The 25,517-nt window shown below is 73.3% G+C and carries 23 protein-coding genes and 1 tRNA gene; 8 read left to right on the plus strand and 16 right to left on the minus strand.

From position 1 onward, the window contains the following. Window positions 1–3,297: PAS domain S-box protein (locus ABT129_RS00005; protein ID WP_351894545.1), on the plus strand; the 3,297-nt coding region annotated here is incomplete at its 5' end. A 61-nt stretch (window positions 3,298–3,358) separates the two neighbouring features. On the opposite strand, the gene ABT129_RS00010 is transcribed toward ABT129_RS00005, so the two are convergent. The 9 genes from ABT129_RS00010 to ABT129_RS00050 all read right to left on the minus strand — a co-directional run bounded on the left by ABT129_RS00010 (window position 3,359) and on the right by ABT129_RS00050 (window position 12,551). After that, a complete protein-coding gene (locus tag ABT129_RS00010; RefSeq protein ID WP_351894547.1) occupies window positions 3,359–5,011 on the minus strand; it encodes a long-chain fatty acid--CoA ligase in 1,653 nt (550 codons plus the stop codon). Between the two features lie 124 nt (window positions 5,012–5,135). Beyond that, a complete protein-coding gene (locus ABT129_RS00015; protein WP_351894549.1) occupies window positions 5,136–5,681 on the minus strand; it encodes a SigE family RNA polymerase sigma factor in 546 nt (181 codons plus the stop codon). 347 nt (window positions 5,682–6,028) lie between these two features. Next, window positions 6,029–7,195: a lipid-transfer protein gene (locus ABT129_RS00020; RefSeq protein WP_351894552.1), complete on the minus strand. Its 1,167-nt coding sequence runs from the start codon at window positions 7,193–7,195 to the stop codon at window positions 6,029–6,031. Beyond that, on the minus strand, window positions 7,192–7,575 hold the full coding sequence (locus tag ABT129_RS00025; RefSeq protein WP_351895258.1) for a MaoC family dehydratase: 384 nt from the start codon (window positions 7,573–7,575) through the stop codon (window positions 7,192–7,194). Before ABT129_RS00025 ends, ABT129_RS00020 begins: the two co-directional genes overlap by 4 nt. Before the next feature lie 8 nt (window positions 7,576–7,583). Next, window positions 7,584–8,684 carry an acyl-CoA dehydrogenase family protein gene (locus ABT129_RS00030; RefSeq protein WP_351894554.1) on the minus strand — a complete coding sequence of 367 codons (1,101 nt, stop codon included), beginning with the start codon at window positions 8,682–8,684 and terminating at the stop codon, window positions 7,584–7,586. Between the two features lies 1 nt (window position 8,685). Next, window positions 8,686–9,687, minus strand: coding sequence for a bifunctional MaoC family dehydratase N-terminal/OB-fold nucleic acid binding domain-containing protein (locus tag ABT129_RS00035; RefSeq protein WP_351894556.1), 1,002 nt, complete (start codon window positions 9,685–9,687; stop codon window positions 8,686–8,688). After that, entirely contained in the window at window positions 9,684–10,850 is a 1,167-nt protein-coding gene (locus ABT129_RS00040) for an acyl-CoA dehydrogenase family protein (RefSeq protein WP_351894557.1), read from the minus strand. The genes ABT129_RS00035 and ABT129_RS00040 overlap by 4 nt, the downstream gene beginning before the upstream one ends. Before the next feature lie 331 nt (window positions 10,851–11,181). Next, a complete protein-coding gene (locus ABT129_RS00045) occupies window positions 11,182–11,487 on the minus strand; it encodes a hypothetical protein (RefSeq protein WP_351894559.1) in 306 nt (101 codons plus the stop codon). A 485-nt stretch (window positions 11,488–11,972) separates the two neighbouring features. Then, window positions 11,973–12,551, minus strand: a complete 579-nt coding sequence (locus ABT129_RS00050; protein ID WP_351894562.1) for a TetR/AcrR family transcriptional regulator — start codon at window positions 12,549–12,551, stop codon at window positions 11,973–11,975. 91 nt (window positions 12,552–12,642) lie between these two features. Between ABT129_RS00050 and ABT129_RS00055 the strand changes: the two genes are divergently transcribed. Further along, the gene (locus tag ABT129_RS00055; RefSeq protein WP_351894563.1) at window positions 12,643–13,089 is read left to right on the plus strand and encodes an anthrone oxygenase family protein; all 447 of its coding nucleotides are present in this window, start codon (window positions 12,643–12,645) and stop codon (window positions 13,087–13,089) included. Between the two features lie 51 nt (window positions 13,090–13,140). Continuing rightward, entirely contained in the window at window positions 13,141–13,566 is a 426-nt protein-coding gene (locus ABT129_RS00060; RefSeq protein WP_351894565.1) for a DUF4267 domain-containing protein, read from the plus strand. 45 nt (window positions 13,567–13,611) lie between these two features. On the opposite strand, the gene ABT129_RS00065 is transcribed toward ABT129_RS00060, so the two are convergent. The 4 genes from ABT129_RS00065 to ABT129_RS00080 form a co-directional block, all read right to left on the minus strand. Beyond that, window positions 13,612–14,154, minus strand: coding sequence for an O-acetyl-ADP-ribose deacetylase (locus ABT129_RS00065; protein WP_351894567.1), 543 nt, complete (start codon window positions 14,152–14,154; stop codon window positions 13,612–13,614). Between the two features lie 111 nt (window positions 14,155–14,265). Then, entirely contained in the window at window positions 14,266–14,487 is a 222-nt protein-coding gene (locus ABT129_RS00070; protein WP_351894569.1) for an antitoxin, read from the minus strand. Between the two features lie 263 nt (window positions 14,488–14,750). Then, window positions 14,751–14,837: transfer RNA gene (locus ABT129_RS00075), tRNA-Ser, on the minus strand. A 48-nt stretch (window positions 14,838–14,885) separates the two neighbouring features. After that, window positions 14,886–16,337: a S1C family serine protease gene (locus ABT129_RS00080; protein ID WP_351894572.1), complete on the minus strand. Its 1,452-nt coding sequence runs from the start codon at window positions 16,335–16,337 to the stop codon at window positions 14,886–14,888. 205 nt (window positions 16,338–16,542) lie between these two features. Here ABT129_RS00080 and ABT129_RS00085 point away from each other — a divergent pair, with 205 nt between their 5' ends. From ABT129_RS00085 to ABT129_RS00095, 3 genes are all read left to right on the plus strand, one after another. Beyond that, window positions 16,543–17,364, plus strand: a complete 822-nt coding sequence (locus ABT129_RS00085; protein ID WP_351894574.1) for a glycerophosphodiester phosphodiesterase — start codon at window positions 16,543–16,545, stop codon at window positions 17,362–17,364. A gap of 135 nt (window positions 17,365–17,499) precedes the next feature. Next, window positions 17,500–18,102, plus strand: a complete 603-nt coding sequence (locus tag ABT129_RS00090) for an ATP-binding protein (protein ID WP_351894577.1) — start codon at window positions 17,500–17,502, stop codon at window positions 18,100–18,102. Window positions 18,103–18,558: 456 nt separating this feature from the next. After that, window positions 18,559–19,536, plus strand: a complete 978-nt coding sequence (locus ABT129_RS00095; RefSeq protein ID WP_351894580.1) for a DUF5926 family protein — start codon at window positions 18,559–18,561, stop codon at window positions 19,534–19,536. A 219-nt stretch (window positions 19,537–19,755) separates the two neighbouring features. Here the strand turns inward: ABT129_RS00095 and ABT129_RS00100 are convergent, their stop codons facing one another. Together ABT129_RS00100 and ABT129_RS00105 are read right to left on the minus strand one after the other, a co-directional pair. Further along, a complete protein-coding gene (locus tag ABT129_RS00100) occupies window positions 19,756–20,394 on the minus strand; it encodes a hypothetical protein (protein ID WP_351894583.1) in 639 nt (212 codons plus the stop codon). A 167-nt stretch (window positions 20,395–20,561) separates the two neighbouring features. Further along, window positions 20,562–21,242, minus strand: coding sequence for a bifunctional DNA primase/polymerase (locus tag ABT129_RS00105; RefSeq protein WP_351894586.1), 681 nt, complete (start codon window positions 21,240–21,242; stop codon window positions 20,562–20,564). 624 nt (window positions 21,243–21,866) lie between these two features. Here ABT129_RS00105 and ABT129_RS00110 point away from each other — a divergent pair. After that, window positions 21,867–23,258, plus strand: a complete 1,392-nt coding sequence (locus ABT129_RS00110; RefSeq protein ID WP_351894588.1) for a PP2C family protein-serine/threonine phosphatase — start codon at window positions 21,867–21,869, stop codon at window positions 23,256–23,258. Between the two features lie 150 nt (window positions 23,259–23,408). Beyond that, window positions 23,409–24,872, plus strand: coding sequence for an aminopeptidase P family protein (locus ABT129_RS00115; protein WP_351894590.1), 1,464 nt, complete (start codon window positions 23,409–23,411; stop codon window positions 24,870–24,872). Window positions 24,873–24,967: 95 nt separating this feature from the next. Here ABT129_RS00115 and ABT129_RS00120 read toward each other — a convergent pair whose 3' ends face one another. After that, on the minus strand, window positions 24,968–25,426 hold the full coding sequence (locus tag ABT129_RS00120) for an ATP-binding protein (RefSeq protein WP_351894593.1): 459 nt from the start codon (window positions 25,424–25,426) through the stop codon (window positions 24,968–24,970). Between the last annotated feature and the right edge of the window lie 91 nt (window positions 25,427–25,517).

Raw genomic sequence — 25,517 nt, forward strand, 5'->3', positions numbered from 1 at the left:
AAGAAGGGCAACCGGGTACCCGTCGACCTGACGACCGCCCCGGTCCGCGACGGCGACCAGCTCGTCGGCGCCGTCATGACCTTCACCGACCGCCGGCCCTACGAGCAGCTCGAAGAGGAGCACGCCGCCGAACTCGCGGAGCTCACGGAGCGGAACGCGGCGGAACTCGCCGACCGCGCCGAGCGGAACGCGGCGGAACGGGAGGCCCAGCAGGAGCTGTACGCCTCCCTCACCGCCCGGCACGAGCAGCTCACGGCCGTCCTCGCCGAGTCCCTGCGCGGCCCCCTGGAGGAGCTGCGCACCCAGCTGGGCACCCTCGCCGCCGACGACGCCGGACAGCTCTGGCCCGAGGCCAACCAGGTCCTGCACCACCTCGCCGCCGGGTACGCCCGGATGACGGCGCTCGTCGACAACGTCCTGGGCTACCAGCGCCTGGACGCGGGCACGGAGGAGCTCGACCGGCGCGTCGCGCTCCTCGACGGGGTCGTGACGGCGGGCATCGACGGAGCCGTCGAGCTGATCGGGCCCGGCCGCGCCCAGTTCGCCGTGCACGCGCCGCCCATCGAGGCCGAGGTCGACGCGGCCCGGCTCGCGACGGCGCTCGCCCATCTCGTCGCGGACGTCGCCGGGGTCGACGCGACCGGCAAGAACCGCACCAACGCCCAGGGCGCCGTGGCGTCCGACTCCACGATCGTCGTCGCGGCCGCACAGCGCGGCGACGTCGTACGGATCGAGGTCCGCGGCCCGTACGCGGGCGGCGACCCGGTCCACGGGCCGGTCGTGCGCGGGATCGTGGCGGCGCACGGCGGTGTCGTGCAGACCCATGAGGTGCCGGGGACGAGCGGCGGCGCGTACGTCCTCGAAGTCCCCCTCGGCGGCGGGCGGGGCACGGTCCCCGCGCCCGAGCCGAGGAACGACGGATCCCTGCGCGGAGCCGGTGCCGGTGGCGGCCGGGAGGCCCTCGCGCTGCCCGCCCAGGCCTCCGCGCCCCTCTCCTCACCGGAGCCCTCCGCCGGCCTCGACACCGGATTCGAAACCGGTCACACCGCCGTTCCCACCCCCGCGCCCGCCTCCGGCCTCGACGCCGGTGCCGAGGCCGGTGCCGCGGAGACCTCCGGTGGAGGGCGGCGGCGGGCCCGTCGCGGCTCCACGGACGCCTTCCTGGAGAGCCCCGTCACGTCCGAGGGCGGCGCCGAGCCCAGTGGCCGCCGCCGTGGCCGCTCGGGCGAGCAGGGGGAGCCGGGGGAGGCCCCCACCGGCCCCGCCGAACTGATCCCCGCCCAGGCGCAGGCCCAGCAGCACGCCGCCCTCGGCGCCGCCGCCGGCGGTTCCGGCGCGTCCGTCGTCGAGCCGACCGGCCGCCGTCGCGGCCGGCCCGCCGAGGGGTCCGTGGTGACCGCCGCCGAGGGTGCGCAGGGGCGCGCCGCGCTCGGCGCCGCCGTACCGCCGCAGGGGGTCGCCGTCGAGCCCTCGGGGGCGCCCGCGCTGGCCCGTGCGCTGCCCGCCGTCGCCTCCCCCGACCACGCACCCGAGGCGCAGCCGAGCGGGCGCCGTCGGCGTGCGCTCGCCGCCGCGCAGGAGCGGGCGGCCGCGGCCGAGGCCGGACCCCGGACGCCGTTCGCGCTTCCGCCCGCCGACGCCGACCGCGCTCCCGAGCCCGCCCCGGGCGACGCTCCGTTCGCCCCTCCGTTCGCCGGACCGCTGCCGGTCTCCGACGAGGGGCAGCACGAGGCCGTACGGGGTGTCCCGGGCGCCGGACACACGCCTCCGCAGCACCATCCGCACGGAGAGGCACCCGCGCAGACGCACGGTCAGGCCCCCGGACAGACGCCCGGTCAGCCTCAGGGCCCGACCGCGACGGCCGTCCCCTCGGGTCTCCCCCCGGCGGAGCCGACCGGGCGCCGCCGCGCCGTCACGCCTCCGCCTCCCGAGCCGCAGGCGCTGCCCGGGGCGCGACCGGCACCGCGGCCCGAGCCGCTGCCCGAGCCGCGGAACAGCACCGGTTCCGTCACCGGCACCGGCTCCGTGCCCCTGCCGCCCGAGCTGCCCATGCCGAAGGACTCCACCCAGGGGCGGGCGTTCAGCGTCCGCACCCTCGGACAGGGCGTCCCCTTCGTCCCCCCGGCGGCGGTGACCCCGCACGTCTCCCCGGCCCCGGCGGCCTCTCCCGCTCCGTCAGCCCCGGTCGCCCCGGGCGCCACTCCGGCCTCCACGGCCTCCGGCGGCCCCTCCAACGGCTCGGGACGGCGACGCAAGCTCGCCACCCCGCCGGAGGTCGACCCGCCGGTCCCGACGGCGCTCGCCGTACCGCCCACGGGCGAGGCCAGGCCGCACCCGCAGGCCGGATCCCCGTCGCAGCCGGGGGCCCAGCCCGTGGCGCAGCCCCAGCCGCCGTCCCAGACCCCGTCGTCGGAGGCCGCGCTCGGGCTCGTCCCCGCCGCCCCCGAGGGCCGCGCGTACGCCATAGGAGCGCCCGCCGAGGGCTCCGCCGAGGGGCCCGAGCCGCTCGACGGTCCCGGCGGCGCCGTCGAGGTCGCCAACCGGCCCGCACCGCGCCCCGTCGACGACGAGCTGCCCCCCGAGCCCCTCGACAACCCGCGCCGGCTGCTCGTCTGGCCCGCGCCCGACGTCTCCACCCAGCAGGCGCTGAGCGACCGCGGCTACCGGCCGGTGATCGTGCACTCCCGCGAGGAGGTCGACGCTCAGATCGCCGCCTTCCCCGCCGCGCTCTTCGTCGACCCGCTGACCGGGCCCATCACCCGTACCGCGCTCCAGTCGCTGCGCCAGGCCGCCGTCGCAGCCGAGGTGCCCGTGCTGCTCGCGGCCGGACTCGGGCAGGCGACCCGGGAGGCCGCGTACGGCGCCGATCCGGCCGTACTCCTCAAGGCGCTCGCGCCGCGCGACAGCGAGCAGCACCCGTCCCGGGTCCTGCTGATCGAGGAGAACGAGGACATCGCCGAGGCGCTCGCCGCCACCCTGGAGCGGCGCGGGATGCAGGTCGCGCGGGCGGCGACGGACACCGAAGCGGTCACCCTCGCCACCCAGACGCGGCCGAACCTGGTCGTGATGGACCTGATGCAGGTGCGCCGCCGCCGGGCCGGGATCATCGACTGGCTGCGGGCGAACGGGCAGCTCAACCGCACCCCGCTCGTCGTCTACACCTCGGTCGACCTCGCCGAGGAGGAGCTGCCGAAGCTGTCCTCCGGCGAGACGGTCCTCTTCCTCGCCGAGCGCTCGAACAGCACCGAGGTCCAGGCCCGGATCGTCGACCTGCTCGCGAAGATCGGCACCAACTAGCCGGCGACAGACGGAACGGGGAGGGCATCCGCCCTCCCCGTTCCGGTCCCGCCTCCGGTGACTAGAGCTGGGTCACGTCCAGCTCTCCCTCCGCGTACTGCCTGCGGATGACCTTCTTGTCGAACTTGCCCACGCTCGTCTTCGGCACCGCCGGCACGATCGCCCAGCGCTCCGGCAGCTGCCAGCGCGCGATGCCGCCCTCGTCGGCGAGGAAGGCCTTCAGCGTCTCGTAGTCCGCCGTGGCCCCCTCCTTGAGGACGACGGTCGCCAGCGGGCGCTCGCCCCACTTCTCGTCCGGCACGGCGACGACGGCGGCCTCGGCCACCTCCGGGTGCGCCATGATCGCGTTCTCCAGCTCGACGCTGGAGATCCACTCGCCGCCCGACTTGATGACGTCCTTGGCGCGGTCGGTGAGGGTGAGGAAGCCGTCCGGGCTGATCACTCCGACGTCACCGGTCTTCAGCCAGCCGTCCTCGCTGAACTTGTCCGCCGGGCGGACCGCCTCGCCGTCGACGCCGCCGAAGTACGCGCCCGCGATCCAGGTGCCGCGCACCTCCAGCTCGCCCGCCGACTCGCCGTCCCAGGGCAGGTGTTCGCCGGCGGGACCGACCAGACGCCCCTCGACACCGGCCGGGAAGCGGCCCTGCGTGACGCGGTACGACCACTCCTCCTCGGCCGTCAGACCGGCCGGCGGGTGGGCCATCGTGCCCAGCGGGGAGGTCTCGGTCATGCCCCAGGCGTGGCAGAGGCGGACGCCGAGGCGGTCGTACGCCTCCATGAGCGCGGGCGGACAGGCCGCGCCGCCGATGGTGACCTGGGACATCGAGGAGAGGTCGCGCGGGTTGGCGGTGACCTCGGCGAGCAGGCCCTGCCAGATGGTGGGGACCGCGGCCGCGTGCGTCGGCTTCTCGCGCTCGATCATGTCGGCGAGCGGGGCCGGCTGCAGGAAACGGTCCGGCATCAGCATGTTGATGCCGGTCATGAAGGTGGCGTGCGGCAGGCCCCAGGCGTTGACGTGGAACTGCGGGACGACGACCAGGGTCGTGTCCCTGTCGGTGAGGCCCATCGACTCGGCCATGTTCACCTGCATCGAGTGCAGGTAGATCGAACGGTGGGAGTAGACCACTCCCTTGGGGTCGCCCGTGGTGCCGGAGGTGTAACACATGGCGGCGGCCGAGCGCTCGTCCAGCTCCGGCCAGTCGTACGTGGTCGGGCGGCCGGCGATCAGCTCCTCGTAGTCGTGGACGCGGGGGGCCACGCCGTCCAGGACGGAACGGTCCCCGGGACCCGCGACCACGACGTGCTCGATCGTCGGCAGGTGCGGCAGCAACGGGGCGAGGAGGGGCAGCAGGGAGCCGTTGACGAGGACGACCCGGTCGGCGGCGTGGTTGACGATCCACACCAGCTGCTCGGGGGGCAGGCGCAGGTTGAGGGTGTGCAGGACCGCGCCCATGGAGGGGATCGCGAAGTACGCCTCGACGTGCTCCGAGTTGTTCCACATGAGCGTGGCGACGCGCTGGTCGCCGGTCACCCCGAGTTCGTCGCGCAGGGCGTTGGCCAGCTGGTGGGCGCGGGCTCCGGCCTCCGCGAACGTGCGGCGCTGCGGCTCGGGCTCGCCCGTCCAGGTGGTGATGATGGACTTCCCGTGGATCGTCATCCCGTGCTTGAGGATGCGGCTCACGGTCAGTTGTACGTCCTGCATGGTGCTGTACACGGGGCGTCCTCCCGGTGGGCGCTACGTGGCAGAAAGGGTGTGGAGATTCTGCGCACATACCACGCGGTATGTCACTACCCGGGAGTATGGAAATTGCCAGTGATTACTGGCAGGAGTGGAAGGCCTACCGTACGGGGGTCAGCTCCGGGTCCTCCCGGAGCTTGCCGAGCGCCCTCGACACCGCGCTCTTGACCGTCCCGACCGACACCCCGAGCACCTCGGCGGTCTGGGCCTCGCTGAGGTCCTCGTAGTACCTGAGGACCACCATCTGCCGCTGCCGCTCGGGCAGCTTCGTCACCGCACGCCACATCGCGTCGTGCAGCACCTGCCGCTCGGCCGGGTCCGGCACCGGGACCCCGACGGGCTCGGGCAGCTCCTCGCACGCGAACTCGTCGACCTTCCGCTTGCGCCACTGCGACGTACGGGTGTTCAGCAGGGCGCGGCGGACGTAACCGTCCAGGGCACGGTGGTCCTCGATGCGCTCCCAGGCCACGAAGGTCTTGGCGAGCGCGGTCTGGAGCAGGTCCTCGGCGTCGCAGGGGTTGGCGGTCAGGGAGCGCGCGGTGCGCAGGAGTACGGGCCCACGCGCCCGTACGTACGAGGAGAAGGTCGAGTACGACGCGTACTGCGAGGCACCGGCGCAGACGGGGCCAGAGGGTGGCGGAGTCATGACTCCACGCTAGGAGGGGAGGGGTGCCCGGCGGATCGGCCCCAGGTCCCGAACCGCAGTCCGCCTCAGGTTGTAGGGGCGGGGACGGCTGGACCTCCTCTGGGTGGAGACCCCTGGAGCCCGCCTCAGGGTCGGGGAGGAGTTCCAGCGGTACGTGAACCCGGGGCGCGCGCGTACGGGAGGGGGCTCGGGGGCGGCCGCCGGGCGGGGGCGGATGGGGCCTTGGTCGGGTGGGCGGACAGGGCGGGTGAGGCCTTGGTCGGAGGGCGGGCGGGGCGGGTGGGGCCTTGGTCGGGGGGCGGGCGGGGCGGGTGGGGCCTCGGGCGGTCGCCCCTGGGGGCCTCGCCTCAGTCGTCCGTCCCCAGGATCAGTCCGGACGTGGGGACACCCGTGCCCGCCGTGACCAGGGTGCGCTCCGCCCCGGGTATCTGGTTCACCGAGGTGCCCCGCAGCTGCCGCACCGCCTCCGCTATGCCGTTCATGCCGTGCAGATAGGCCTCGCCGAGCTGGCCCCCGTGCGTGTTCAGCGGGAGCGCGTCGGCGGCGACGAAGGCGGCCGCCTCCCCGGGGCCGCAGAAGCCGAACTCCTCCAGCTGCATCAGCACGAACGGGGTGAAGTGGTCGTAGAGGATGCCCACGTCGATGTCGGTCGGCGCGAGCCCGGCCGTCCGCCAGAGCTGCCGGGCCACCACGCCCATCTCCGGAAGGCCCGTCAGCCCGTCCCGGTAGAAGCTCGTCATGGCCTCCTGTCTCCGCCCCGCGCCCTGCGCCGCCGCCAGGATCACGGCGGGTGGATTCGGCAGGTCGCGGGCGCGCTCGACGGAGGTGACCACGATCGCCTGGCCGCCGTCCGTCTCCTGGCAGCAGTCGAGGAGCCGGAGCGGTTCGACGATCCAGCGCGAGGCGGCGTGGTCGGCGAGGGTGATCGGCTTCCCGTGGAAGTACGCGGCGGGGTTGCGGGCCGCGTGGCGCCGGTCGGTGACGGCGACATGACCGAAGGCGTCCGGGGTCAATCCGTAGGTGTGGAGGTACCGCTGGGCCGCCATGGCGACCCAGGAGGCCGGGGTGAGCAGCCCGAAGGGCAGCTGCCAGCCGAGCGCCGCGCCCTCGGCGGAGGGCTCGCGCCGCTGGACGCCGGAGCCGAAGCGGCGACCGGAGCGCTCGTTGAACGCCCGGTAGCAGACGACGACCTCGGCGACCCCGGCGGCGACGGCGAGCGCGGCCTGCTGGACGGTGGCGCAGGCGGCCCCGCCGCCGTAGTGCACACGGGAGAAGAAGGACAGCTCACCGATTCCGGACGCCTGGGCGACGGTGATCTCGGGGTTGGTGTCCATGGTGAAGGTGACCATCCCGTCGACGTCGGCGGGGGTGAGCCCGGCGTCGGCGAGGGCCGCCCGCACCGCTTCGACGGCGAGGGAGAGCTCACTGCGGCCCGAGTCCTTGGAGAACTCGGTGGCCCCGATGCCGACGACGGCCGCCCGGCCGCCGAGTCGGTCGCGGTCACGGAGGCTCATCGCCCCACCTCCACGGTGACCGTGCCGGTGACGTGGTGTCCGAGCCCGTTGGCGCCGACGACCCGGACGTGGGCCGTGTCCCCGTCCACCTCGGTGACCGTGCCGGTGAGGACCATGGTGTCGCCGGGGTGGTTGGGCGCCCCGAGCCGGATGGCGACCCTGCGGAGGACCGCGCGGGGGCCGAAGTGGTCGGTGATGTACCGGCCGACGAGACCGTTGGTCGTGAGGATGTTCATGAAGATGTCCGGGGAGCCCTTCTCCCTGGCCAGCTCGGCGTCGTGGTGGACGTCCTGGTAGTCGCGGGAGGCGACGGCCCCGGCGACGATCAGGGTGCGGGTGATCGGGACGGTGAGCGGCGGCAGCTCGTCCCCGGGCCTCAGGACGGGGCTCATGACAGGTCTCCTTCGGCGAGCAGGTCACCGAGTTCGGCGAGGAGTTCGGTTCCGCAGCCCAGGTAGGCGTCGAGTTGGCGGCCCCACAGGAAGTGCCGGTGGACGGGGTGGTCGAGGTCGGCTCCCATCCCGCCGTGCAGGTGCTGTCCGGCGTGCACGACCCGTTTCCCCGCCTCGGAGGCCCACCAGGCGGCGGTCAGGGCCGCCCCGCCGGCGTCGAGTCCCTCGTCGAAGCGCCAGGCGGCCTCGTAGGCCGTGACCCGGATGGTCTCGGTGTCCATGTGCGCGTCGGCGGCGCGCAGCTGTACGGCCTGGTGGGTGGAGAGCGGGCGGCCGAACTGCTCCCGGACGGAGGTGTACTCCACGGCCCTGGCCAGTGACCCGGCGCAGACCCCGGCCTGGAGCCCGGCGAAGGCGACCCGGGCGGCGGCGAGCACGTCCGCGTAGGCCTCTCCTCCCCCGCCGCCCGCCCCAGACCTCTCGCCGAGCCCTTCGCGTGAACCGGCACCGGCACGGGCACCGACACCCGCCCCGAGCCGCTCCCCCGTCGCTCCGTCGAGGACGAGCCGGCCTGCGGACCAGGGCGCGGTGAGCTCGACGGGATCGACACGGGCCGCGTCCTCGACGCGGACCAGCCACAGGACGCGGTCCTCGTCCGGTACGAGGACGTGCGTGGCGTCCCTGAGCCACGGCACCCAGTCCACGGTCCCGGTGAGCCGCCCGTCGTGCGAGGCGACCCCGCCGGGCGCCGGGAACGCCCCCGTCACCATCGCCGTACCGTCGCGGAGGCCGGGCAGGAGCCGGGCGCGCTGCTCCTCCGTACCGTGCCGGGCGACGGCGAGGATCCCGTACGCGCAGGTCGCGGCGAACGGAACCTGGGCCGTCACCCGCCCCTGTTCCTCCAGGAGCAGGACCAGGCCGAGGAGGCCGGTCTCCTCGACGGAGCCGGGGAGACCGGCGGCGCAGAGCGCCTTCCAGAGCTCGGCGTCGGTGCCCGTGCCGGCCGCCCTGAGCCGCTCGTGGGTGGCGAGGTCGGCGAAGATCCGGGCGGCCAGCTCCCGGGCCGCCTCCTGCTCCTCCGTGGGGGTGAAGTCCATGTCAGTCCTCCCCTCCCGCGCGGAAGACGGGAAGCTGGAGCTCCTCGTCGACCCGCAGGAACTCCAGCCGCACCGGCATCCCGATCCGCACCTTGTCGTACGGCACCCCCACCACGTTGCTGATCATCCGTACGCCCTCGGCGAGTTCGATCAGTCCCACCGCGTACGGCGGGTCGAAGGCGGGGAAGGGCGGGTGGTGCATCACCACGTACGAGAAGACGGTCCCGGCGCCGCTCGCCTCCACCGTGTCCCACTCCCCCGACCCGCACTCGGCGCACCCGGGCAGCCACGGCAGGCGCAGGGCCGCGCAGTCCAGGCAGCGCTGGATGAGCAGCCGGTGCGCGGCGACCCCGTCCCAGAACCCGGCGTTGTCCCGGTTGATCACGGGCCGGGGCCGCCGGGCGGCGGGCGTCGGGGCGGGGGGCGCCGCACGCAGGGCCGCGGGCTTCGTGGGCCTGGTGGCGGCGGGCTTCGGGGGCCTGCCCGCGGGCGCGTACTTGAGGATGCGGAAACGGTGGGTCCCGGCGACCTCGCCGCCGACGCGGACGTCGGTCCGGGTGGTGACGAAGTGCCCCGTCCCCAGCTTGGTCCGCTTGCGCTCCGACACCGACTCGATGACGGTGTCGAAGGTGATCTCGTCGCCGGGCCGCAGCGGCCGCAGGTACTCCTGCTCGCAGTCGGTCGCGACCACCGAGGTGTATCCCGCGCCGTCGAGGAGGGCGAACAGCTCCTCGTAGGCGGACGACCGGCCCGTGTGCCCCGAGAGGCCGCCCATCGTCCAGGCCTGGAGCATCGTGGGCGGCGCGACGGCGTCCGGCCCCCGGTAGGCCGGGTGGTCGTCCCCCATCGCCTCGCACCAGTGCCTGATCATGGGCAGGTTGACCGGGTCCTTGCCCAGGCCCGAGGTGGCGGCGGCCCGCCCCGCGAACCCCGCCAGCCGCTCGTACAGGCCGTCCGACGCGTCCCGCGCCTCCGCCGCTCCGTCCCGCTCCGTGAGGGTCATCGCCGCCCCCTCCCCTTCATGCCGAGCCGCATCCTCGCGACGATCTCGCGCTGCACCTCGCTCACCCCTCCCCCGAAGGTGTTGATCTGCGCGGCCCGGTTCATGCGCTCCAGCTCACCGCCGTCGAACTCCCCCGGCGATCCCGCTCGCACCGTCCCCGCCCCGCCCGCGATCTCCTGACATATTCGATACACCTCCACCGCCGATTCGGTTCCCACGAACTTCACGCCGCTCGCGTCCCCCGGGGCCAGCCGGCCCGCCCCCACGTCACCCACCAGACGCCAGTTGAGCAGGCGTGTCGCCGCCAGCCGGGCATGCGCCTCGGCTGCTCGGATCCGGATCCACGGCTCGTCGACGCGACGCCTGCCCGTCACCGGATCGGGGGTCCTGGCCCGGTCGAGCGCAGCCGCGAAGAAGTCCTCCGCCTGCATGCCGATCGCGGCGAGCGCGACCCGCTCGTGGTTGAGCTGGTTGGTGATGAGCCCCCAGCCGCCGTGCTCGGGCCCGACCAGGTTCCCGGCGGGGACCCGTATCCCGTCGTAGTAGGTGGCCGTCGTGGTCAGGCCGCCGACGGTCGCGATCGGCGTCCAGGAGAACCCGGGGGAGTCGGTCGGGACGAGGACGATCGAGATGCCCCGGTGCGGTGGCGCCTCGGGGTCGGTGCGGCAGGCGAGCCAGATCCAGTCGGCGTTCTGGGCGTTGGAGGTGAAGATCTTCTGGCCGTCGATCCGCCAGGAGTCCCCGTCACGGACGGCGCGCGTCCGGAGCGAGGCGAGGTCGGTGCCGGCCTCGGGCTCGCTGTACCCGATGGCGAAGACGGTCTCGCCGCGCAGGATCCGGGGCAGGAAGAAGGCCTTCTGCTCCTCGGTCCCGTAGGCCATGAGCGTGGGCCCGACGGTGTTGAGGGTGACCATCGAGACGGGGGCGCCCGCGCGGTACGCCTCGTCGAAGAAGACGAACTGCTCGTCGGGACCCCGGCCCTGTCCCCCGTACTCCTCGGGCCAGCCGAGGCCGAGGAGCCCGTCGGCGCCGATCCGGCGGAGCAGCCGGCGCTGGGCGGTGGTGTCGGTGACGGGGGGCGGCCCTTCGGGCATCAGGTCCCGGAAGTACGCGCGGAGCTCGGCGCGCAGCCGCAGCTGCCGCTCGGTCGGGGCGAGGTGCACGGCGACGGCCTCCCGTGGGACGACTGAGGTTGCTGACTGTCCGTCAGATTCAGGACCCCTGTCAAGCGCGCCGACCGACCCCGGCCCTCACCGCGCGCCCCGAGCGCACCTCACCCGGCACCCTGGCGCGCCCGCACGCGCGCCGCCCCCGGCACCTGCGCGCGCCCCGCGCACCTCGCCGCCACACCCCACACCCCACGCACCCCGCACGCCCGGCGCACCCCGCCCCGAAACGCGCTGCGGCCCGCGCGCCGGTACCGAAGTACCGGCGCGCGGGCCGTCGTTCACACCGCGGTCACGCCCCCCGTCGGGCCGGCTGCCGTGCTTTCGGTCACCACCAGGGGAGGAAGTTGACCACCGCGTTGTTCTGCGCGATGTGGGTGAACGCGGAGCCGTTCACGCTGGCCGTGTTGTTCTGGTTGGAGGCGCCGGAACCGGTCGCCACCTGCTGCGTCGTGGTCGAGTTGCCGAAGTTGTCCCCACCCACGCCGCTGCCGACGATCGACGCGACGCTCGTGTTCGATCCGTCGTCCGCGAACCCGCCGTTGTCGGCCTGGGCCACCCCGGTGAAGAGCGCGGCGGCGAGGGGCAGGGCGGCGGCAGCGGCGAGGATGCGGGCGGTACGGATGCTTGCCATGTGTGTTCCTCCGGGAACTGAAAGCTGTTGCTGTGCACGGAACTGCTCAGAAGGTTCTCTGAAGTACGGCCATGTCCAAGGCAGTTGGCCGACCGCCCCGGTCGTTTGTGCTCGACGTCGCGAATCCAGAGTTGCCCACCGAATCCCCGGCGAACCACCCTGGAGCGGCTGATTCCCCCGCAAGCGTGAGGACAAGCAGATAAACCCGGTCAGGACGAGGAAAGGCCCAGCTCACACCGGCAGGAAGAGTTCAGGACAGGCACGGCCGGTGCACCGCAAGGGAGGAAGCGTTCCGGCAGATTTTCCGCCAATCGCCCTCTCGGGAGAACGCCACGGCGAGTCCCCCCACACGGAGGCCGAACGAACGCCTCCGAAGAGAAAACCCATGCGACGGGCGGCACGACGAGGGGGCGGGCAGCGGGCCCCGAGGGCCCGCCGCACGCCCCGGCCGCGCACCCCCGCCGCGCCCCCGCCAGGACGGCGCGTCAGACCACGGCGAGCCGGTCCACCAACAGCCGCACCCGCGGCTCGGCGTCCTCGGGCAGCAGGCGGCCCGCCCGGGTCAGGGTTGCCAGGCCGTGCAGCGCCGCCCAGAACGTCTCGGTGAACATCCCCGGGTGGACGCCGTCGCCGGCGACCTCGGCGAGGCACTCGAGCAGGGCGGCGAAGGCGTCCTTCAGCGGCTCGGGGGTGTCCTCCCGCGCGTACGCCAGGCCCCCGTCGAGCTGGAACAGGGCGTCGTAGACCGCCGGATTGCGCTCGGCGAAGTCGAGGTAGGCCCGGGCGAGGGCGGCGACCCGCTCGCGCGGGCCCTCCGCGGCGGAGGTCGCGGCACGCACCGCCGCCGCCAGCTCGGCGGCTCCCTCCAGGGCGACGGCGCCGATGATCTCGCGCTTGCCGCGGAAGTGGCTGTAGAGGACGGGCTGGCTGTATTCGATGCGCTCGGCGAGCCGGCGGGTGGTGACCGCGTCCCAGCCCTGCTGCTCGGCGAGTTCGCGGGCCGTCGCCACGATGAGGCGCTCGCGCTCCGCCCGTTCGCGCTCTTTGCGTTCCTTTACCGACATAAAGCAATCCTAGCACCGCTAGACAACCGAGCGGCAGTAGTACTAGCGTTGCCACATCAGCTAGCAATGCTAGATCCCAGGAGGGGTCATCATGCTCAACGCGCTCTCGGTCGTCACCACCGTCGTCGTCGGCCTGATGGTGGGGGTGGAGTTCTCCGTCGCCTTCGTCATGAACCGGATCCTGGACGCGCTCCCCGAGGACAGCCGCCAGCTCGGCCACGCCCACGGCGGCCGGATGCTCGGCGCCCTGATGCCGTTCTGGTACGTGGGCTCGCTCGTCCTCAGCGCGATCTGGGCCGTCGCCGGCCGGCACCACCACGGCGCCGGACTAGTCGTCACCGCCGCCGGACTGCTGATCCTCAGCGTGCTCATGTCCGTCCTGCTGCTCGTCCCGATCAACAACCGGAACAAGACCTGGACCCCCGAGAACCGGCCCGCCGACTGGAAGGAGCAGCTGCGCCGCTGGGAGCGCTACCACTACCTCCGCGTCGCCGTCATCATCGCCGCGTTCACCCTGCTGGTCGCGGCCCTCGTCTGACGCCCCCGCACGAACTCACCCGACCGACGAAGACCCGTAGGGAGCAGAACCATGCCGCTGAAGAAGATCAACACCGTCCTGGCCGCCGTCTTCATCCTCTTCATCCTCTGGTTCGGGACGGAGTACATCCTGAGCCCGGAGACGACGGCGCCGGGCTACGGCCTGCCGAGCTGGCCGTCCGGCGACGGCGACGGCTTCCTGGTCATCAAGGGGATCCGCGATGTCGTCCTGGCCCTGGTTCTGGGCATCCTGCTGGTGACGGGGCACCGCAGGGCGCTGGGCTGGGTGCTGCTGGTGGAAGCACTCGCCGCGTACGGCGACATGGCCAACGTGCTGGCCCACCACGGCTCCGTGGCCACCGCGCTGGGCGTCCACGGCCTGACCGCGACCCTGATGGTGGTCAACGGGCTGCTGATCATGCGCGAGACCCGCGCCGTCGCGGCCGCTCCGGCATCGCCCGCCCCGCAGCCCGCCTAGCGCCGTCCGGGCGGAGCAGGGACGACCCCGCCCCCGATCCGCGCCCTAGGGGTGATCCCGCTCCCAGGGGTGACCCAGCTCCGACACGGCCGCCTCGAAGGCGGCCCGTGCCCGCTCGTCGAAGAGCACGAACCGGACCTCCTCCACCTCGGTACGGGTGGACCGCACGGTCCGCACGGCGATCCGGGCGCCGTCCTCCATCGGCCAGCCGTAGATCCCGGTGGAGATGGCGGGGAACGCGACCGTACGGTCCCCCAGTTCGTCGGCGACCCGCAGGGAGGCGCGGTAGCAGGAGGCCAGCGTCTCCGAACGGTCCTCCTCCCGCGACCAGACGGGCCCGACCGTGTGGATCACGTGCCGGGCCGCCAGCCGCCCCGCCGTGGTCGCGACGGCCTGCCCGGCCGCCAGCCCCTTGCCGTAGTGCGAGCGGCGCAGCTGCTGACAGGCCGCGAGGATCTCGGGCCCGCCCTTCCGGTGGATGGCCCCGTCGACTCCCCCGCCGCCCAGCAGCGAGGAGTTCGCGGCATTGACGATCGCGTCCGCCGCCTCCGCGGTGATGTCCCCCTGCACCAGCACGATCCGCACCACGTCTACGCGCCCTTCCTCCGGTCACACCCGCCCGACGGGTCCATCGAACACCGAAGGGCGCCCCGGATGTGCATCCGGGGCGCCCCTGACAGATCGGTTCGCGCCTCCGCGCTACTGCTGGGGCGGGGACGGAGGCGGGGGCGGCGGCGGGGAGTCGGGTCCCTGGCGCGTGCCTCCCATCTGCTGCTTGAGCTTCTCCTGGGCGGTGTCGACCTGACCGGCGTACTTGCCCTGCGTCTTGCCGTCGACGTAGTCGCCGGCCTTGTCGACGCCCTTGGAGGTCTGGTCCTCGTGGCCCTTCAGCATCCCCTTGAGCTTGTCGAACACAGACATCTGGCCCTCCTAGCCGCTGTTCCAGCCCTTCCAGCATCACGGCACCACCCGAGGACCGCATCCCGAGGCCCCGTCCCGGGCACCGAGCCCGCCGGATCCACCCCCACCCGGGGAACCACCCGGGGGACCACCCGGGCAACCACTCGGAACACCCGAAGCCCGCCGGAGGGCCGCCGGGGCCCCCGGCGCCACGGCTCCACACGAGAAAGGGGCGCTCCGGCATCGGAGCACCCCTTCTGACCGGCACACCGGCCGATCCACTGCGGTGGGTGTGGGATTTGAACCCACGGTGACATCGCTGCCACGACGGTTTTCAAGACCGTTCCCTTAGGCCGCTCGGGCAACCCACCCCGCGCCGCCGGTGTGTCCACGGGCGACGCGGGGGACAGCCTAGCCGGTCAGCTGTCGCCGGTGCGTTCGCCGAGGGTGACCGTGGCCGTGGAGGTCTTGCCGTCGCGCTCGTAGGTGATCTTGACGGAGTCGCCGGGCTTGTGGGTCCAGATCTCGCTGATCAGTGTCGGGCCGCTGTCGATCTGGTGGTCGCCGAAGCCCGTGATCACGTCGCCGGCCTTCAGGCCGGCCTTCGCGGCCGGGCCGTCGGGGGTCACCGAGGGGGTGCCGCCCGAGCCCTGGGTGGCGATCGTGGCCCCGTCGCCCTTCTCGTTCATGTTCACCGTCGCGCCGATCACCGGGTAGACCGGCTTGCCCGTCTTGATCAGCTGCTGGGCGACGTTCTTCGCCTGGTTCACCGGGATCGCGAAGCCCAGGCCGATCGAGCCCGCCTGGGACTGGCCGAAGCCGCTTCCCGTGGACTGGATCGCCGAGTTGACGCCGATCACCGCGCCGCTCGCGTCGAGCAGCGGGCCGCCGGAGTTGCCCGGGTTGATCGACGCGTCCGTCTGCAGCGCGCTCATGTACGAGTTGCTGCCGCCGGAGCCGTCGCCCGAGGCGACCGGGCGGTTCTTGGCGCTGATGATGCCGGTGGTGACCGTGTTCGACAGGCCGAAGGGCGCGCCGATCGCGATCGTCGAGTCGCCGACCGCCACCTTGTCGGAGTTGCCGAGCGGCAGCGGCTTCAGCCCCTTCGGCGCGTTCGTGAGCTTCAGTACGGCCACGTCGTAGCCCTCGGCCCGGCCGACGACCTCCGCGTCGTACGACTTGCCGTCCGGGAAGGTCACGGAGAGCGTGCCGCCCTCCGCCGCCGACGCCACCACGTGGTTGTTGGTGACGATGTGGCCTTCCTGGTCGTACACGAAGCCCGTGCCCGTACCGCCCTCGCCCTCGCCCTGCGCACCGCCCGACTTCGCCTGGATGGTGACCACGCTGGGCAGCGCCTGGGCAGCGACCGCGGCGACCGTCCCGGGGTCGCGCTTGAAGGCCGCCGGGGCCTCGCCGGAGGAGACCGTCGTCGAGCCGACGCCGTCGTCGCCGCGCTCCGCCGCCCAGTAGCCGATGCCGCCGCCGATTCCGCCCGCGACCAGCGCGGCCGCCAGGACCGCCGCCACGAGGCCGCCGGTCCGCTTGCGCGGCGCCGCGGGGGCGGGAGGCACCGGGGCACCCCAGGCCGGCACCGCCGGCGGGGGCGGGGGCCAGCCGCCGGCCGAGGCCGCCGCGACCGGCTCCGGACCATGGGCGGGTGCCGGGGCCGGGGCGTGCGCGGAGGCGTGGCCGGGCGCCTGCGGCTGTGCCTGTGGATGGGCGGCCGTCGGGGCGTCGGTGGGGGCCGGGGGCAGGGGCTGGGTCTGCGCCGCCGGCGCGGTGGACGGGGGCGTGGGGGAGGGGGGCGTGGGAGGGGCGGACGGGGCAGCCGGGTCCGCCGGAACCTCAGTGCCCTCGTTCTCGGTGCTCACAGCTCGCTCTCCTCGTTGACTGCGCGGGGTGATGGTGGTCCTACTTGGTCACCTACTGGCTCCAAGGGTGCTGCACCAGCTTTTCCCACCGGGCGTCAGGCCACTGTAAGGCGGAGCTGTGCGTTCGCACCCCTACCTTTATATACGGACAGAACGGACAGCCTCCGGTGTGCCCGGCCGACCCCGCCAATGGCACCATGACGCCGTGACTCACGCACGGCAGCACCCGAACCGCGTCCCCCTCCAGGTCGTCGCCCACCGTGGAGCCTCCGAGGACGCACCGGAACACACCCTGGCCGCCTATGTGAAGGCCATCGAGGACGGCGCCGACGCCCTGGAGTGCGACGTCCGGCTCACCGCCGACGGCCATCTCGTCTGCGTCCACGACCGCCGCGTCGACCGCACCTCGAACGGCCGCGGCGCCGTGTCCGCCCTCGAACTCGCCGATCTCGCCGCGCTCGACTTCGGCACCTGGAAGGGCCGCGACGACTCCGGCGAGAGCCCGGACCGGCGCGACCCCGGCTCGACCTCGGTCCTCACCCTGGAGCGCCTCCTGGAGCTGGTCTCCGACTCCGGGCGCCGGGTCGAGCTGGCGATCGAGACCAAGCACCCGACGCGCTGGGCGGGCCAGGTCGAGGAGCGGCTCCTCCAGCTCCTCAAGCGTTTCGGCCTGGACGCGCCCGCGTCCCCCGCCGACTCCCCCGTACGCGTCATGAGCTTCTCGGCCCGCTCCCTGCAGCGGATCGCCCTGGCCTCGCCGACGATGCCCACCGTCTCGCTCGCCCAGTTCGTCTCGCCGCGGCTGCGCGACGGACGGCTTCCCGCGGGCGCGCGCATCGCCGGTCCCTCGATCCGGATCGTCCGCCACCACCCCGCCGTGATCCTCCGGCTCCAGAAGGCCGGTCACCAGGTGCACGTCTGGACGGTGGACGAGGCCGAGGACGTCGAGCTCTGCGAGCGTCTCGGCGTGGACGCGATCATCACCAACCGCCCCAAGCAGGTGCTCACCCAGCTGGGCCGCGACTGATCCCCTTTCCGCTCTCAGCCGTCCCCGGCCGTCCTGTTCTCGCCCCTCCAGCCTCCCCTTTCCCTTGTGCCACAAGGGTCCGCGGGGCCTGCGGGGTGTGCACCGGCGCGTTCCGCGCGTACGCGATCGTCACGAGTGCCTCATCGAACCCGGATTGGCCGGTTTCCGGTCCAGGCCATTGGGGCATCCACACGGTGGCGTGGGGCAAAGGAGGTCTCGGGGGTGGCGTTGGTGGTGGCACAAGAGGTGCCCACGTCGTCGAGCATGGCCGTACCCCATGGCCCTGCGGGCGTGGGTGAGGCGAGACACCGGATGCGGGACGAGCTGTACCGCAGCGGGGTGTCCGATTCGGTCGTCGACGACGCGGTGCTGATCCTTTCCGAGCTGCTCAGCAATGCCTGTCGTTACGGCAGGCCGCTGGGGCGGGCGGACAGGGGCGACGGGGATGTGCGGGCGGCCTGGCGGGTGGACCCGGCGGGCGGCCTCAGAGTCGAGGTGACGGACGGCGGTGGCCCCACAAGGCCCGTGCCGGCGACACCTTCGGTCACCGCACGGGGCGGCCGCGGGCTGAACATCATCAGCGCGCTGGCCCAGGACTGGGGCGTACGGGACAGCGCGACGGGCGAGGTCACGGTCTGGGTGGTGGTCACCGAGGGACACCGGCGCGAGGACTTCGCGGCCCGCGTCGGCGGCGGCTCACGCTTCGACATCCTGGACGCGTACGACGATCTGGAGTGACGCGCGTAGGGACCCCTGGTCGGGGCGCCGCGCGCCCTCGGCCGGGACCCCGAGCCGCCTCGACCGGGATGCCGGGACGCTTCGACCGGCATGCCGAGCAGCCTCGGCCGGGACACCCAGCGAGCCGCGACAGGGGCACCGAGCCGCTCCAGCCGGGACGCCAGGCCCGCCCGGGCCGGGCGCTGAACGATCTCGGTCCCCGCGTACGGCCGTCCCGGCCCTCGCGCACGACGAACCCGATCCCCGCTTACGGCGAACCCGGCGGCGCGGCATACGACGAACCCGGTGCCTCGGCGTACGGCGAACCCGGCGGCCCCGCGGACAGTGAACCCGCGGCCCCGGTGGTCGCGGCCCGCTCGGAGGCGGCGGCCCGCCTGAGGGGTGTCGGTGCCCGGTGCGGCTAGGCTCGCGCCCGGAAACAAGCACCGCACGCCGCGATCGGGAGAAAGCCACACCATGGCCAAGAAGCGCCCCCAGACGAAGGCCGGCAAGACCGGCCAGGCCCAGGTCACGAGCGGGGAGATCCCGGTCGTCGGCGCCCGCGAGCCGTGTCCGTGCGGTTCGGGCCGCCGCTACAAGGCGTGTCACGGCCGGGCCGCCTCGCACGCCGTGACGGAAATCGTCCAGCGTCCCTTCGAGGGCCTGCCCGGCGAGTGCGACTGGGTCGCCCTGCGCGAGCTGGTGCCCGCCGCCACCGTGCCGCTCACCCTGAAGGGCGGGCTGCCGGAGGGCGTGCCGTCCGTGACGCTCGCGACCGTGCTGCCGATGGCGTGGCCGGCGCTCCGCCGTGACGACGGCTCCGTCCTGCTCGCCCTGCAGAACGACTCCACCTCCGGCGACCTCGCCCGCGACCTCGCCGACACCCTCCAGCGCGCCCTGGAGACGGAGCCGGGCAGCCCGGTCCCCGCGCGCCGCGTGCCGGCCGAGGGCCCGCGCCTCCAGGACCTGCTCGACGCGGACGCCGCGTTCGCCCCGGAGGTCCACTCCGGCTTCGAGTTCTGGATCCCGCAGTCCACCGACGGCGCCGACCCGGAGGTCGCCGCCTCGCTGGAGCGTGCCAACGCGGCCGCGATCCCGACGGTGAAGCTGACGAGCGTCGACTCCTCGTACTGGTGCGAGACCCCGGACAAGAACCACCTGCGCTGGGTCATGCCGTACCCGGAGGAGAAGCTCCTCGACGCGCTCGCCCGCCTCCAGGCGGCCGGGGCGACCTCGCTCGGCGCCGACACCCGGCTCGTCGGCTCGTTCCGCGCCCACGGCCTGATGGTGCCGGTCTGGGACCTGCCGACGTCGATGACGGCCGAGGAGTGCGAGAAGCCGGCCGCCGAGTTCGCCGAGCGGCTGGCCGAGGCGCTCGCCTCGGACGCCCCGCTCACGGCGGAGGAGCGGCGTGCGCGCGGCGGCCTCACGAACCGTCAGGTGACTCTCAGCTGATACCCCAGGTGGTATCGGTGACTGACAGACCGACCAGTCGGTGACTTCCACCACAACCCGGTCTTCGGACAGGTAAATCCCTGTCCGAATAACCGAGATCGAATTTGCGAACAGCAGATCTCTTGTTACCGTTCTGGAAGCCCGGTCGCTGGTGCATCCCCCGTCGCCAGCGACCGGGCCTTTCCATGTCCGCTTCCGGCAGGTCCGGGGCGTCGACGCTCAACTTCCTTCGCTGTCCGCAGTGTTGCTGCCCGCCCGCAGCAGCAGCGGGGTGTTGTCCCCCTCGCCGGTTCCCGCGAATTCCGCCACCGCCGTATACGCCCTGGCCACGCCTCGACCACGTTCCCCGGGCGTTTCACAGGCTCCCGGTTCATCCTGCGCCGTGACCGCGCAGCGGACTTGTACGGTCCGCCCGCCGGGGGCCATGAGGGTCAGAAACGCGTCGAGTTCCTGGCCACTGGCGTTCCGGTAGTACGTCCGCGCCCAGACGTCGGGCCCCTCGGCCAGGACGCAGGTCTGCGCCTCCACACCCTCGGGGGAGGCGAGTTCCGGCCCACAGTGGGTGACGCGTTCGGGCGAGACCGGAGCGGGAGGGGCCGGATCGGGCGAGGAGGGAGCGGGCGAGGCCGCCGTGGCCTCGGGCCCCCCGGCGCGGACGGCGGGCGAGGGGGACGCCGTCGTACGGGGTGCCGTACGGAGCCCGCCCAGCAGGTCCCCGGACTTCGCGTCGCCCTCGCCCTGCACGCCGGGCGGCCGTACGGGCTCCCCCGTGGGCCCGGCCGCCGCGACGAGGGGCAGCAGGACGGCGACCGTGACGGCGGCCCCGAGTCCGACCACGCGGAGGTTCACCGGACCCATGCGCCCCACCTGCTCCTGCTCGGCTGGAGATCTTGAACGGTGGGGTGAACATAGCGGCGGCCGGCGGGCCCCCGGCCGGCCGCGCGCCCGTTTCCCGTAGAAGTCGGGTCAGGACACACCCGTTCGGGTGAACGCCCGAGCCGCCGGGCCGCCCGCCGTTCCGCAGGTCAGTACGCGAGCCGGCTTCCGCCGCCCGGTGTGCTCGTGCTCGCCTCCACCAGGGCGTCGACCACCGCCTCCACGTCCGGCAGCCACGGCCGGGACGAGCCGGTGAGGGGCGCCCGTTCCCAGCGCACCTGTCCGGTCCCGGCGACCGAGGGCGGCAGGAGCAGATAGCCGCCCTCCCCGTGGAAGCGCAGCGAACTCGGCACGCTGTCCTTCGCGTACAGCAGTTCGCCGAGCCGTTCGAGGCCGTACGGGGCGACCAAGATCGACCAGCGCGTCGGGGTCGCGACCACCGGGCCGAGCCGCATGCCCATCGTGTCGAGCGCGGCGAGCGCCCGCGCGCCCGCCACCGCGGGCAGGCTGACCGCGCAGGGCGCGCCGCCGCCCGTGGCGAGGACCACCGGCGCGTCCGGGCGCCGGGTCCACCACCAGCGGATCATCCGCTCGTCCGTGGTGGCCGCGAGCAGTCCGGGGTCGTAGGGGTGCGCGCCGGGCACCACGCACTCGGGGTCGGGGCAGGAGCAGACGGCTCCCGCGGTCGTGCGGGTCGTCGCTCTCAGGCCCGCTCCCGGCAGGACGGGCCAGTTCCACTCGACGGCGAAGGTGACCGCCGCGTCGAGCCGGGCGGTCCTCGCCTTGCGCCGGAACCGGAGCCTGCGTCGCCTTCCGAGGATCTCGCGCATGAGCGCTCGTTCCTTTCCGTTGAACGCCGAATCCACATCACACCATGTGCAGGACATTTCACTGTGCGTATCAGCGCGTACCGGGTCGGCGGGATGGAGGCCCCTGGAGGAGCGGGGCCGGCCGGGCCGGGACCAGGTGGAACCACGTGGAACCAGATGGAGCGAGCTCAGTACCAGGTGGAGCCGGGTCAGAACGAGGTGGAGCCGGGTCGGAACCAGGGCGGATCGGAACACGTTCCCCGCCACTCGGTGACGGGCTGCGGCCTGCGGCAGGTAAGACGCCGGGGTTGCGCATCACGTTCCGGGGCAGCTCCAACTGCCCCTGTCTGTCACCGATTACGTACCCAGCACGCTCGGAATGACGCGCTTTGAAACGACGCCAGTCGACCGCAAAAGGTGCACACCGGGGACAATTTTCGGCCAACTTCCCGCTGAGTTCAACCCTTGCGCACGACCTCACGGACACCACAAGTCCCGTGGGGACAATGCTGGACATCGTTCCTCTTGTGCGTGTACATGTGGATGCATCGAGCGGCTCAGAATGACATGGGGGTTTGCGATGCTATGGCGTCAAACGCACCGGTCGGAAAGCCGACTGACATGAGTGCGCCGCACATGCCGAAAGTGGCTGGAATCGATTCCACGGTTCCCGGGTCCCCGCACACTACGTCGCCCCTCCCCGGGGTCCCCGCGGCGGCTCCGCCCTCGGATCCGGTCCCCGCGCCGGGCGCGCTGATCCAGGACCGCCTCGCCTCCTGGGTCTCCGACCTCACCACCCTCCACGAACTCACCGAGCGCCTCATCAGGACCGACTCGCTCGACGAGGCCCTCCGCGAGGTGCTCGGCGCCGGCGCCGCCCTCGTCGGGGCCCGCCGCGGCATGACCGTCCTCGAACCCGCCGACGGACTCGGCCCCGCCGCCACCATCGGTCTCGGCCTCGCCCACTCCGACCTCGGCACCATCGAGACCGTTCCGCGCGGCACCAGCAGTTACGGCCGCCTCCTCGACGGCCTCCCCGATCCGGGCCACCCCGAGCGGGTCCCCGATCCGATCGCCATCCCGGACGTACGCACCGAGGAGGGCCTCGACCCGCGCCACCGCGAGGTCGCCGCCCGCCTGGGCTACGCCGCCAGCTACGCCCTCCCCCTCGCCACCGAGGAGGCCGGCCGGCTCGGCGCGGCCGTCTGGCTCTACGACGAGCCGGCCGAGCCCACCGACCGCCAGCGTCACCTCATCGGGCTCTACGGCCGCTTCGCCACCGAGCACCTCGCCCGTCTCCTCCAGGTCGAGCGCGCCCGCGTCCAGGTCGCCACCATCGCCGAGGAGCTGCTCCCCAGCCGCCTCCCCCGCGTCCCCGGCGTCCAGCTCGCCGCCCGCCACCGCACCGGCCCCCGGGGCGGCGGCGACTGGTACGACGCGCTGCCGCTGCCCGAGGGCGCCCTCGGGCTCGCCGTCGGCTCCGTCTCCGGGACCGGCCCCAGCGCGCTCGCCGCCATGGGCCGGCTGCGCGCCTCCCTCCGGGCGTACGCGGTGATGGAGGGCGAGGACCCCGTCGCCGTCCTCTCCGACCTGGAACTCCTGCTCCGGCTCACCGAACCGGCCCGCTCGGCGACCGCGCTCTTCGCGTACGCCGAACCCGCGCAGCGCCGGATCGTGCTGGCCGGTGCGGGGCACGCCCCGCCGCTGGTCATCGGCGAGCGGCGCACCGAGTTCGTCGAGACCTCGCTCTCGGCCCCGCTCGGGATGCTCTCCTGCTGGGAGGCGCCGAGCGTGGAGCTGTCCCCGGCACCCGGAGAAACGGTGCTTCTCTACACGGACGGGCTGCTGCGCCGTACCGGTGACGCCATGGACCGCGCCTTCGCACGGCTCCACTCGGCGGCGTCGAGCGTGCCGAAGGCGGACCTCGGCGACCCGGGCGCGGTCGCCGACCACGTCCTGCGGACCCTGCTGCCGGAGGGCGTGGACCCCACCGTGGACGGCGAGGACGTGGTCCTGCTCGCCGCCCGCTTCGACTGAGCGCCGCCGAGGAGCGCCGATCGCGGGGTTCCGGTGAGCCCCGATAAGCGGAGTGTGACATTCCGGTAATGGGTCTTCCGGCCCTGGGCCCCCTTCCGTACGACCGTACGATGGTGGGGGTTCAGAGTCGTACCAAGAGGAGGCAGACCCGTGGCCGAGGAGCTCACGCCGGAGACCCCGGAAGAGACCGAAGAGCAGGCGATCAAGCAGCGGAAGAACGGCCTGTACCCGGGCGTCTCCGACGAGCTGGCCGAGAACATGAAGTCCGGCTGGGCCGACACGGAGCTGCGCGGTCTCGAGCCCATCGCCCAGGCCGACAAGACCGCCGCCCGCCGCGCCGCGCTCTCCGCCCGCTTCCCGGGCGAGCGCCTGGTGATCCCGGCCGGCAACCTGAAGACCCGGTCGAACGACACCGAGTACGCCTTCCGCGCGTCCACCGAGTACGCGTACCTCACCGGTGACCAGACGCAGGACGGCGTCCTCGTCCTGGAGCCCGTCGCCGCCGGCGGCCACGAGGCCACCCTGTACCTGCTGCCGCGCTCCGACCGTGAGAACGGCGAGTTCTGGCTCGACGGCCAGGGCGAGCTGTGGGTCGGCCGTCGCCACTCCCTCACCGAGGCCGAGCAGCTCCTCGGCATCCCCGCCAAGGACGTCCGCGAGCTGACCGGGGCGCTGCGCGAGGCCACCGGCCCCGTCCGCAACGTCCGCGGCCACGACGCCGGCATCGAGGCCGCCCTGACCGACAAGGTCACCGCCGAGCGCGACGAGGAACTCCGCGTCCACCTCTCCGAGGCCCGCCTCATCAAGGACTCCTTCGAGATCGCCGAGCTGGCGAAGGCCTGCGCCTCCACCGCCCGCGGCTTCGAGGACGTCGTCAGGGTCCTCGACAAGGCCGAGGCCACCAGCGAGCGCTACATCGAAGGAACCTTCTTCCTGCGCGCCCGCGTCGAGGGCAACGACATCGGCTACGGCTCCATCTGCGCCGCCGGCCCCCACGCCACCACCCTGCACTGGGTGCGCAACGACGGCGACGTCCGCTCCGGCGACCTGCTGCTGCTCGACGCCGGCGTGGAGACCACCGAGCTCTACACCGCGGACATCACCCGCACCCTGCCGATCAACGGCCGGTACACCGAGCTCCAGCGCAAGATCTACGACGCCGTGTACGAGGCGCAGGAGGCCGGCATCGCCGCGGTGAAGCCCGGCGCCGCCTACCGCGACTTCCACGACGCCGCCCAGCGCGTCCTCGCCGAGAAGCTCGTCGCGTGGGGCCTCGTCGAGGGCCCCGTCGAGCGCGTCCTGGAGCTGGGCCTCCAGCGCCGCTGGACCCTGCACGGCACCGGTCACATGCTCGGCATGGACGTCCACGACTGCGCCGCCGCGCGCACCGAGGCGTACGTCGACACGACCCTCGCGCCGGGCATGTGCCTGACCGTCGAGCCGGGTCTGTACTTCCAGGCCGACGACCTGACGGTGCCGGAGGAGTACCGCGGCATCGGCGTCCGGATCGAGGACGACATCCTCGTCACCGAGGACGGCAACCGGAACCTCTCGGACGCGCTGCCGCGCCGGTCCGACGAGGTCGAGGCGTGGATGGCCGCGCTGAAGGGCTGACCTGCGCGTAACTTGGAACCGAAGGGCCCCCGTCGACCGACCGGCGGGGGCCCTTCCCCGTACGCCGTGTCCCCCGGGCCGGGAGGCCGTGTCCCTCAGGCCAGGAGCAGGGAAGGGCTGTCCTTCCACTTCAGGATCTTGTCGAAGCTGACGACGGCGCCGCCCCGGCCCGATCTGTTGCCGAACTGCACGTGGTCGGCGAGCTCCTCGATCAGCCGCAGCCCCCGGCCGTGCTCGGCGTCCGACGGAGCCAGGGCCGCGGGGACCTCCGCTCCGGGGAATCCCGGACCCGAGTCGGCCACCTCGATACGGCAGGTCTCGCCGTCCAGGTACGCCGTCACCCGGTACGCGCCGGCCGTCGCGCCCGGTCCCGGCGCGGCGCCCGCGCCACCGTGCTCGACCGCGTTGGCACAGGCCTCCGTGAGCGCGACCGACAGCTCGTAGGACACGTCGGGATCGACACCCGCCGTCTCCATCGTGCCCATCAGAAGCCTCCGGGCGAGCGGCACGCTCGCGGCCTCGCGCCGCAGATGGAGTGACCACCAGATGCTCATGCTCCAGCCTCCCGGCAGCGGCTCGACATACCGTTACCTATTGCCGCACGGAACCCTTCGTAAGCGCCCGGAGGCGTCAAGAGCGCTCGTT

This window comes from Streptomyces sp. NPDC002057, from assembly GCF_040296665.1.
Taxonomy (GTDB): domain Bacteria; phylum Actinomycetota; class Actinomycetes; order Streptomycetales; family Streptomycetaceae; genus Streptomyces.